General features: G+C 65.5%; 8 protein-coding genes. 1 reads left to right on the top strand and 7 read right to left on the bottom strand.

Annotated features, from left to right (window positions below):
* Positions 1-127 precede the first annotated feature (127 nt).
* Positions 128-1627 carry a peptidase S10 gene (locus tag EOA28_RS17195; RefSeq protein WP_127251689.1) on the bottom strand — a complete coding sequence of 500 codons (1500 nt, stop codon included), beginning with the start codon at positions 1625-1627 and terminating at the stop codon, positions 128-130.
* 310 nt (positions 1628-1937) lie between these two features.
* Here EOA28_RS17195 and EOA28_RS17200 point away from each other — a divergent pair, with 310 nt between their 5' ends.
* Positions 1938-2444, top strand: coding sequence for an OsmC family protein (locus tag EOA28_RS17200; protein WP_127251690.1), 507 nt, complete (start codon positions 1938-1940; stop codon positions 2442-2444).
* A 145-nt stretch (positions 2445-2589) separates the two neighbouring features.
* Here the strand turns inward: EOA28_RS17200 and EOA28_RS17205 are convergent, their stop codons facing one another.
* The 6 genes from EOA28_RS17205 to EOA28_RS39565 all read right to left on the bottom strand — a co-directional run.
* Positions 2590-2814, bottom strand: coding sequence for a hypothetical protein (locus tag EOA28_RS17205; protein WP_040984608.1), 225 nt, complete (start codon positions 2812-2814; stop codon positions 2590-2592).
* Positions 2815-2983: 169 nt separating this feature from the next.
* Positions 2984-3727 carry an SDR family NAD(P)-dependent oxidoreductase gene (locus tag EOA28_RS17210; protein ID WP_127251691.1) on the bottom strand — a complete coding sequence of 248 codons (744 nt, stop codon included), beginning with the start codon at positions 3725-3727 and terminating at the stop codon, positions 2984-2986.
* An 85-nt stretch (positions 3728-3812) separates the two neighbouring features.
* Positions 3813-5294, bottom strand: a complete 1482-nt coding sequence (gene purF / locus EOA28_RS17215; protein WP_128315082.1) for an amidophosphoribosyltransferase — start codon at positions 5292-5294, stop codon at positions 3813-3815.
* A 114-nt stretch (positions 5295-5408) separates the two neighbouring features.
* Positions 5409-6083: a CvpA family protein gene (locus EOA28_RS17220; RefSeq protein ID WP_042637922.1), complete on the bottom strand. Its 675-nt coding sequence runs from the start codon at positions 6081-6083 to the stop codon at positions 5409-5411.
* A gap of 42 nt (positions 6084-6125) precedes the next feature.
* On the bottom strand, positions 6126-7529 hold the full coding sequence (gene radA / locus EOA28_RS17225) for a DNA repair protein RadA (protein WP_127251693.1): 1404 nt from the start codon (positions 7527-7529) through the stop codon (positions 6126-6128).
* The coding region (locus tag EOA28_RS39565) for a hypothetical protein (RefSeq protein WP_210214946.1) at positions 7529-7946 on the bottom strand (418 nt) is incomplete at its 5' end. The genes radA and EOA28_RS39565, both read right to left, overlap by 1 nt.

Raw genomic sequence — 7946 nt, forward strand, 5'->3', positions numbered from 1 at the left:
GTGTTTGCGTGGGGCGGTTCCGCCCCAGTCGGGACCGTTGCTCCATCTATACGGGCGAAAGCTCGCATGCCGCTGCTCCAGCGCGGTGCTAGCGTTGGCGCAGGTCGTTGCCGGAGGCCGGTCGGGATTACTGCGTCGCCTGATAGAGCTCCGATGCCGCGTCCTTCAGGGCGCGCCGACCGTCCGGCCGCAGATACATCATGTGCCCGCCCTCGACGACGTCGAGTCGGATCGGCTTGGCGTCTGACAGCGAAGGAAGCTGGTTCACCAGGTAACGTGAGGCGAGATAGGGCGTGACCAGGTCGGTAGAGCCGTTGACGATGACGACGCCGAGGGCCGGGTTGAGCGAACGCGCCCGCTGCAAATCGTTCATCACGCCGGCATAGCCCTGGCCCGAAGTGCCGTAGTCCCAGTTGCGGGTGACCTCGCCATTGAGCAGCCGGTAGCTGATATCGGTGCGGTAGTTCAGCTCGTCGCGGACATAGGCGACGAAGGCGGATGTCAGGACCGGAACGCTGCGGTCGAGCACCGGGTCGGGGCCGGCGTCGCGCGGACTTTGCGGCGCGATGTCGGCCGTGCCGATGGTGGCGTCATAGGGGCTGAGCACCTTGCCCGTAGCACGCTGGAATTCCTTGGCGAAAAGCCCGGTGGGGATGCGGGCGAAATTGCGCTGCACGAGCTCGAGCGGCAGGCCGGTGAGTTCCGAAACGCGCCCACTGGCGAGCTTGCCGCCCTGCTCCAGCCCGCTGTTCAGCGCCGTCAGGTAATCGCCGAGCGCATAATGCTCGACCTCGGCCAGCCTGTCGCGCAGCGCATCGCCGCTCACGCCGTCACCCTTCAGGCGGGTCGCCGCCAGCGAAGGCAGCTCCAGCGCCCAATGCAACTGGTCGAACTGGTCGGGCCGCACCAGCATGAACTCCAGCGCCGGCGAGATCAGCACGATGCCGCTGGGGCTGAGGCCCACATCCTCCTGCAGCGTGCGGGCAAGAAGTGCGGCGCGAAAGCCGCCATAGCTTTCGCCGGCGAGGAACAGCGGCGATCCGGTCCGGCCGTTCTGCGCCAGATAGAGCCGGATAAAGGCGCCGACCGAGCTGGCGTCGGCATCGACGCTCCAGAATTCCTTGCCCTCATGCCCCGGCGCCTCACGGCTGTAGCCGGTGCCGACCGGATCGACGAAGACGAGATCGCTCATGTCGAGCCAGCTGTCGGGATTGTCGATGAGCTTTTGCGGCGGCCGGCGGAACTCGCCGTCGGCGGCTGTCTCGACGATGCGTGGCCCGATCGCGCCGAGATGCAGATAGGCAGACGCCGCGCCTGGCCCGCCATTGAAGACGAAGGTGACCGGCCGATCCTTCGCCGGGGCGGACGACTGCTGCGTGTAGGCGACATAGAAGATCTCGGCCGTGACCTCGCCCTTGCCCGACAGGAGCGAGAGCGTGCCGGCCTTGGCCTGGTAATCCAGCTTGCGCCCGCCAAGCGTGATCGAATGCTCGGTCACGCTCGGCGGCGGCAGCAGCGACAGCACGCCGCCTTGGGGCGCGGGGCGCTCGGGTGCTTCCGCGGCGAAGCCCGGCTGAGCAAAGGCGGCGAGCGCCAGAAGGATAAGGGGGACGAGCTTGGATCGCATGACGACTCCGCTTAGATGGCATCCGCAAAAGTATGGCTAGGGCGAGGGAAGTCAAAGAAACTATTAGCAAATGTCGAGTTCCTTCGCGCCCCCTCTGGCCTGCCGGCCATCTCCCCCACGAGGGGGGAGATCAGATGTCGCGTCGGCCTTCGCCAATCTCCGACGTTGACGAAAGGGCGCCGCCGGAGAAGCCGCCAATCTCCCCAAGTAGGCCTAAGTGGGGGAGATGGCCGGCAGGACAGAGGAGGGCGCTGTCCCGCCAGCATAACAGTGCTATCAAGCTCGGAGACTTATCGAAAAGGACAGCACCATGGACGCCACCGCACTCAAGGCCACGCAGGCGCCGCTAAAGGAAGCCTATCGCGACGACGCTGCCAAGGCACTGATCACGCTGAGAGCGCGCGGCACGCTGGACGATCAGTCGATCGCCTGCAAGGTGGAGACGGGCAGGGCGCTTGCCGTCGCCGGCCTTCATCCAGCCACCGGCGGCTCGGGCTTGGAACTATGTTCTGGCGACATGCTGTTGGAGGCGCTGGTCGCCTGCGCGGGCGTGACGCTGAAGGCTGTGGCCACCGCGCTGGAGTTCAAGCTCGGCAACGCCAGCGTCGATGCCGAGGGCGACCTCGATTTTCCCGGCACGCTCGGCGTCGCTCGCGATGCGCCGGTCGGCTTTCGCGAGATAAGGCTGAAATTCGACCTCGACACCGACGAGCCGCAAGAGCGCATCGATTCTCTGATGAAGCTCACCGAGCGCTACTGCGTGGTGTTCCAGACGATCAACAACAAGCTGGCGCTGAGCGTAAGCGCGGGGCGTTGAAGCGCGACGCCCCCTCATCCGGCCGCTACGCGGCCACCTTCTCCCCGGTGGGGAGAAGAGATTGGCACCGGCGCTGACAGCCTCATCTCCCCAGCGGGGAGAGGTCAGCCGAGCGAAGCGGAGGCTGGGTGAGGGGGAGTGTTGCCTACTGGGCCGAAGGCTCCTCCGCGTCCCCTTCATCCGTAAACGGCGAGGCGCTCGGCACGCATTGCACGGCCCAGCCCTGCGGCGTCGGCTGCTTCTGATATTCGGTGATGGCGTTTGTGCACTGCTCGCGGGTGTCGAAGGTGCTGGGCAGCACCACCATGCCGCCTTGCGGGCCGGCGATCACCAGATACCAGACCAACGCTACGCTGGGAGTGGCAGCCATGGGAATTCCTCGCTTTGCTTGAATGTCGGAGTCGCAGGGACTCTAGCAACTCCCCCGGCACGGCGAAAGCTGGGCGGTGGCACACGCTTCCACCGCCCCGGTCACAGACCTGTGAAGAGGGCCTTCGCCAGGCGGGCTCGATCGGCCGCGACGCGCTTTTGAACTCGAATTATTCCGGTTGCCGGTAGGCGACGAAGCGGTTGTGCTTGGCCTGGAAGATCAGGCCCGTCTCCTTCAGTTCCGGGCTTGCCAGCGGCACGATGCGCTGGGCGATCTCGGACGGATGCGGCAGCGTCTCCGGATCCTCGCCGGGCATCGCCTGCGCGCGCATCGCGGTGCGGGTGGCGCCGGGATCGGCGGCGTTGACCCTGAGCGGCAGGCTCTCGGTCTCATGCGCCCAAGAGCGCATCATCGTCTCCACCGCCGCCTTGGACGCCGCGTAGGGCGCCCAGAAGGCACGCGCCGAATGGGCGGAGTTGGCGGACATGATGATGGCGCGGCCGGCATCGGAAAGCCTGAGCAGCGGGTCGACCGAGCGGATCAATCGCCACGTCGCGGTGACGTTGATGGTCATCACCTTCTCGAAGGTCTTGGCCTCGACATGGCCGATCGGCGAAATGACGCCGAGCACGGCGGCGTTGGCGACAAGGATGTCGAGCTTGCCCCAGCGCTCATGGATGGCGCCGCCCAGCCGGTCGATGCCTGCCATGTCGGTGAGGTCGAGCGGCACCAGCGTCGCCTGTCCGCGCCCATCAGCCTTGATCTGGTCGTCGAGCTCTTCCAGCCCGCCCACCGTGCGCGCCACCGCGATGACATGCGCGCCGGCTGCCGCCAGTTCCTTGGCGATGAAATAGCCGATGCCGCGCGAGGCGCCGGTGACGACCGCCACGCGGCCGGAAAGGTCGAGGGTCATGCGAGAATTCCGTGGGCTAAAGCAATTCCAGGAAAAGTGTCTGACGGTTTTCCGTCCGGAATTGCGTCAAAACAGATACCGCGGCCTACGACCCGCTCGACGCCAGCAGCGACAGCGTGCGCACATTGTCGTGGCCTTCGAAGTCGAGCAGGCGGGTGGGGGACTGTCCCGTGAAGCAGGCGTCGCAGAATTGCGGCTGGTCGTTGTCGCGGCGCGCCTCGCCGACGGCGCGGTAGAGCCCGTCGATCGACAGAAAACCGAGCGAATCGACACGGATGAACTCGGCCATCTCTTCGACCGTCATGCGCGATGCCAGCAGCTTCGACTTTTCCGGCGTGTCGACGCCGTAGAAGCAGGATGCGCTGGTCGGCGGCGAGGCGATGCGCATATGCACTTCCTTCGCGCCGGCATCGCGCACCATCTGCACGATCTTCTGGCTGGTGGTGCCGCGCACAATCGAATCGTCGACCAGCACCACGCGCTTGCCCTCGATCATGCGGCGGTTGGCGTTGTGCTTCAGCTTAACGCCCATGTGGCGGATCGAATCGCCAGGCTGGATGAAGGTGCGCCCGACATAGTGGTTGCGGATGATGCCGAGCTCGAAGGGAATGCCGGCGGCCTGGGAGAAGCCGATTGCGGCCGGCGTGCCGGAATCCGGCACCGGCACGACGATGTCGGCCTCGACCGGGTTTTCCTGCGCCAGTTCCGCGCCGATGCGCTTGCGCACCTCGTAGACGTTGCGGCCCTCGACCGAAGAATCCGGCCGCGCGAAATAGACATATTCGAAGATGCAGAAGCGCGTCTTCTGCGGCTCGAACGGGAAGATGCTCTCGATCCCCTTGGAGGTGATGACCACCATCTCGCCGGGCTTGATGTCGCGCACGAAGCGGGCGCCGATGATGTCAAGCGCGCAGGTCTCTGATGCCAGGATCCAGGCGCCGTCGAGGTCGCCCAGCACCAGCGGGCGGATGCCGAGCGGGTCGCGGCAGCCGATCATCTTCTTGGCCGTCATCGCCACCAACGAGAAGGCGCCCTCCACCTGGCGCACCGCTTCGATGAAGCGCGAATTCAGATCGCGCTCCTTGCTGGTCGCGACCAAGTGCAGCAGCGTCTCGGTGTCGGAGGTCGACGAGAAGATCGAGCCCTGCTTCTGCAGAGCGCGCTGCACGGTGAGCGCGTTGGTGAGGTTGCCGTTGTGGGCGACGGCAAGACCGCCCTCCGCAAGCTCGGCGAAGAAGGGCTGGATGTTGCGCAGCCCGGCGCCGCCGGTGGTGGCATAGCGCGTATGGCCGATGGCGCGATTACCCTGCAAACTGTCGATGACGCGCTGCTTGGTGAAGGTGTCGCCGATCAGGCCGACATGGCGCTCGACATGGAACTGGGTGCCGTCATAGGAGACGATGCCTGCCGCTTCCTGGCCGCGATGCTGCAGGGCGTGCAGGCCGAGTGTGACGATGGCGGCCGCGTCCTGCCGGCCGAAGATGCCGAACACGCCGCATTCGTCGTGGAAATGGTCGTCGGCCTCGGCGGAAAGGACATTGCCTGCATCTGCCGTTGAGTCTGCCATCTGGTGCTCAAGCTCCGCTAAAGCCGCCATATAGGGCGATCTCTGACGGAACGCAACGCACCTCGTCAGGCATTCACAAATTGCCTCAGGCCAGCGCTATGGCTGGCCTGGATTTCAGTTTGCCGGCGCTGGAGCGGGAGCCGGGGCGGGCGCCGGAGCCGGCTCGTTGTCGGCAGGCGCCTCGCCCTCGCTGTCGTCGGGCGCCGGCGCGTTGTCGTCGCCGGCCGGCGGCTCTGCCGCGGGCTGATCGGTCGTGGCCGGCGCGCCAGCCTGCGGCGTGCCCTTATGCGTGTATTTGTTGACCAGTTCCTCGGTGTTTTCCGGCAGCACGCTTTCGAGCTTGGCGCCGATCGTCTCGAGCAACGGCCGCGACTTGGCGTTGGCGATCCAGGCGGGCGCCTTGGCGCCGGCAAGCCAGTTGAAGAACAGGAGCGCCACCGCGACCACCAGGATGCCGCGCGCCGCGCCATAGAGGAAGCCGAGCGTACGGTCGAGCGCGCCGATACGCGAATCGATGATCCAGTCGGCAAGCTTCATCGTGATGACGGAGACGACGATCAGCGCGATCAGGAAGACGATACCCGCTGAAGCGGCCATCGCGATCTTGTCGTTGTCGATATAGGGCTGCACATAGGGAAGCACCGGCTTGTAGAAGAAGAACGCCGCTGCCGCCGCCGCTGCCCAGGAAACCACCGATAGCACTTCGCGGGAGAAGCCGCGCACCATGGCGAGCATTGCTGAAACCAGGGTGAAGCCGACGAGAATTCCGTCAAGCAGCGTAATCGGCATGATCCTCGCCCCACTTCCTGTCTTACGGCCCGACGAGCCGCGTCACTCATCGTCGTCGGCACGGCTGCGCCGTGAGCCGGCTATGCGCGCCACAAGGTCGGCAAGCTCGGTGGGCTGGAACGCGCCGGCCCCGATCCCCCCGGCAACTTCCTCGCTGCCGAGCGGCAGCACCGCGCTTCCAAAGCCCAGCTTTTCGGCTTCCTTGAGGCGTTGCTGCGCATGCGCAACCGGCCTCACGGCGCCCGATAAGCTGATTTCGCCGAAATAGACGCAATCGGCGGGAAGGGCAAGACCGGTGAGCGACGAAACCAATGCCGCGGCGACCGCCAGATCGGCCCCCGGCTCCGAGATCCGATAGCCGCCGGCGACGTTGAGATAGACGTCGTGCTGGCCGAAGCGCACGCCGCAATGCGCCTCGAGGACGGCGAGCACCATCGACAGCCGCGCTCCGTCCCAGCCGACGACGGCGCGGCGCGGCGTGCCGAGCGAGGAGGGAGCGACCAGCGCCTGGATCTCGACCAGCACCGGCCGCGTGCCCTCCATGCCTGCGAAAACCGCGGCGCCCGGGGATTTCGCGTGGCGTTCGCCGAGGAAAAGCTCGGACGGATTGGAAACCTCGCGCAAGCCCTTATCCGACATTTCGAAGACGCCGATCTCGTCGGTTGGCCCAAAGCGGTTCTTCACCGTGCGCAGGATGCGGAAGTGATGGTTGCCTTCGCCTTCGAAGTAAAGCACGCCGTCGACCATGTGCTCGACCACGCGCGGGCCGGCGATCTGGCCCTCCTTGGTGACATGGCCGACGAGCACGATCGCAGCACCCGTGGATTTCGCATAGCGGATCATGGCTTGAGCGGCCGCGCGTACCTGGGTGACGGTGCCCGGCGCCGAATCGGCAAGGTCGGTCCACAGCGTCTGGATGGAATCGAGGATGACGAGGTCCGGCCGCTTGCCGTCGGCGATGGTCGCCAGAATGTCCTCGACATTGGTTTCAGCGGCGAGCTCGACCGGCGTCGAGGCAACGCCGAGGCGCTGGGCGCGCAGCCTGATCTGCGCGACGGCCTCCTCGCCCGAGACATAGACGATGCGGTGGCCCTTCGAGGCGAGCGCGGCGGCGGCTTGCGTCAAAAGCGTCGACTTGCCGATGCCCGGGTCGCCGCCGACCAGCAGCGCCGAGCCGCGCACGAAACCGCCGCCGGTGGCGCGGTCTAGCTCGCAGATGCCGGACACGATGCGCGGCGCGTCCTCGATGTCGCCGGCTAAGCTGGTCAGCACCACGGCGCGGCCCTTGCGGGCGTTGCGCGTGTTGGCCGGCCCCGAGCCGATGCCGCCGGCAGTGCCTTCCTCGACCAGCGTGTTCCACTCGCCGCAGGCATCGCATTTGCCCGCCCAGCGCTGATGCACCGAGCCGCAATTCTGGCAGATGAACTGAACCCGCGATTTGGCCATTAGTTTATTGGTTCCAAGAGGTATTTCTGGCGATCCCAATATATCGGCAACGCCTCTTCGATCGTATCGAAATGGATGCGGCGCTGTCGGTGGCCCTGTGCCCAATTGTCATACGCGGACCAACAGGCATGAATGAAGAGGCCGACTGCTAATTCGTTATCTCGTGTGAGTTCTTCGTGCAGCGTCTCCAACAATCGCCTGAGCGCCAGAGAGAGACGACGGTCCTGAAGGCGATGCATGAGAAGGAATGCGCATCCGATCGCGGAAATAGAGGTGGAGTACCGAGAATCCTCTGGCCAAAGTGCTATGAGGCCTAGCAGATCATCGATATCGGAGGTCGTTCCCAGCTTCCAAATACGATAAAGACCAGTCGCCGCTGCACTTCGTGTGTAGTCCTCAACATCTTTGGCAAGGAAT

Origin of the sequence: Mesorhizobium sp. M2A.F.Ca.ET.067.02.1.1, from assembly GCF_004023285.1 — a bacterium.
In the GTDB taxonomy this organism is placed as follows: domain Bacteria; phylum Pseudomonadota; class Alphaproteobacteria; order Rhizobiales; family Rhizobiaceae; genus Mesorhizobium.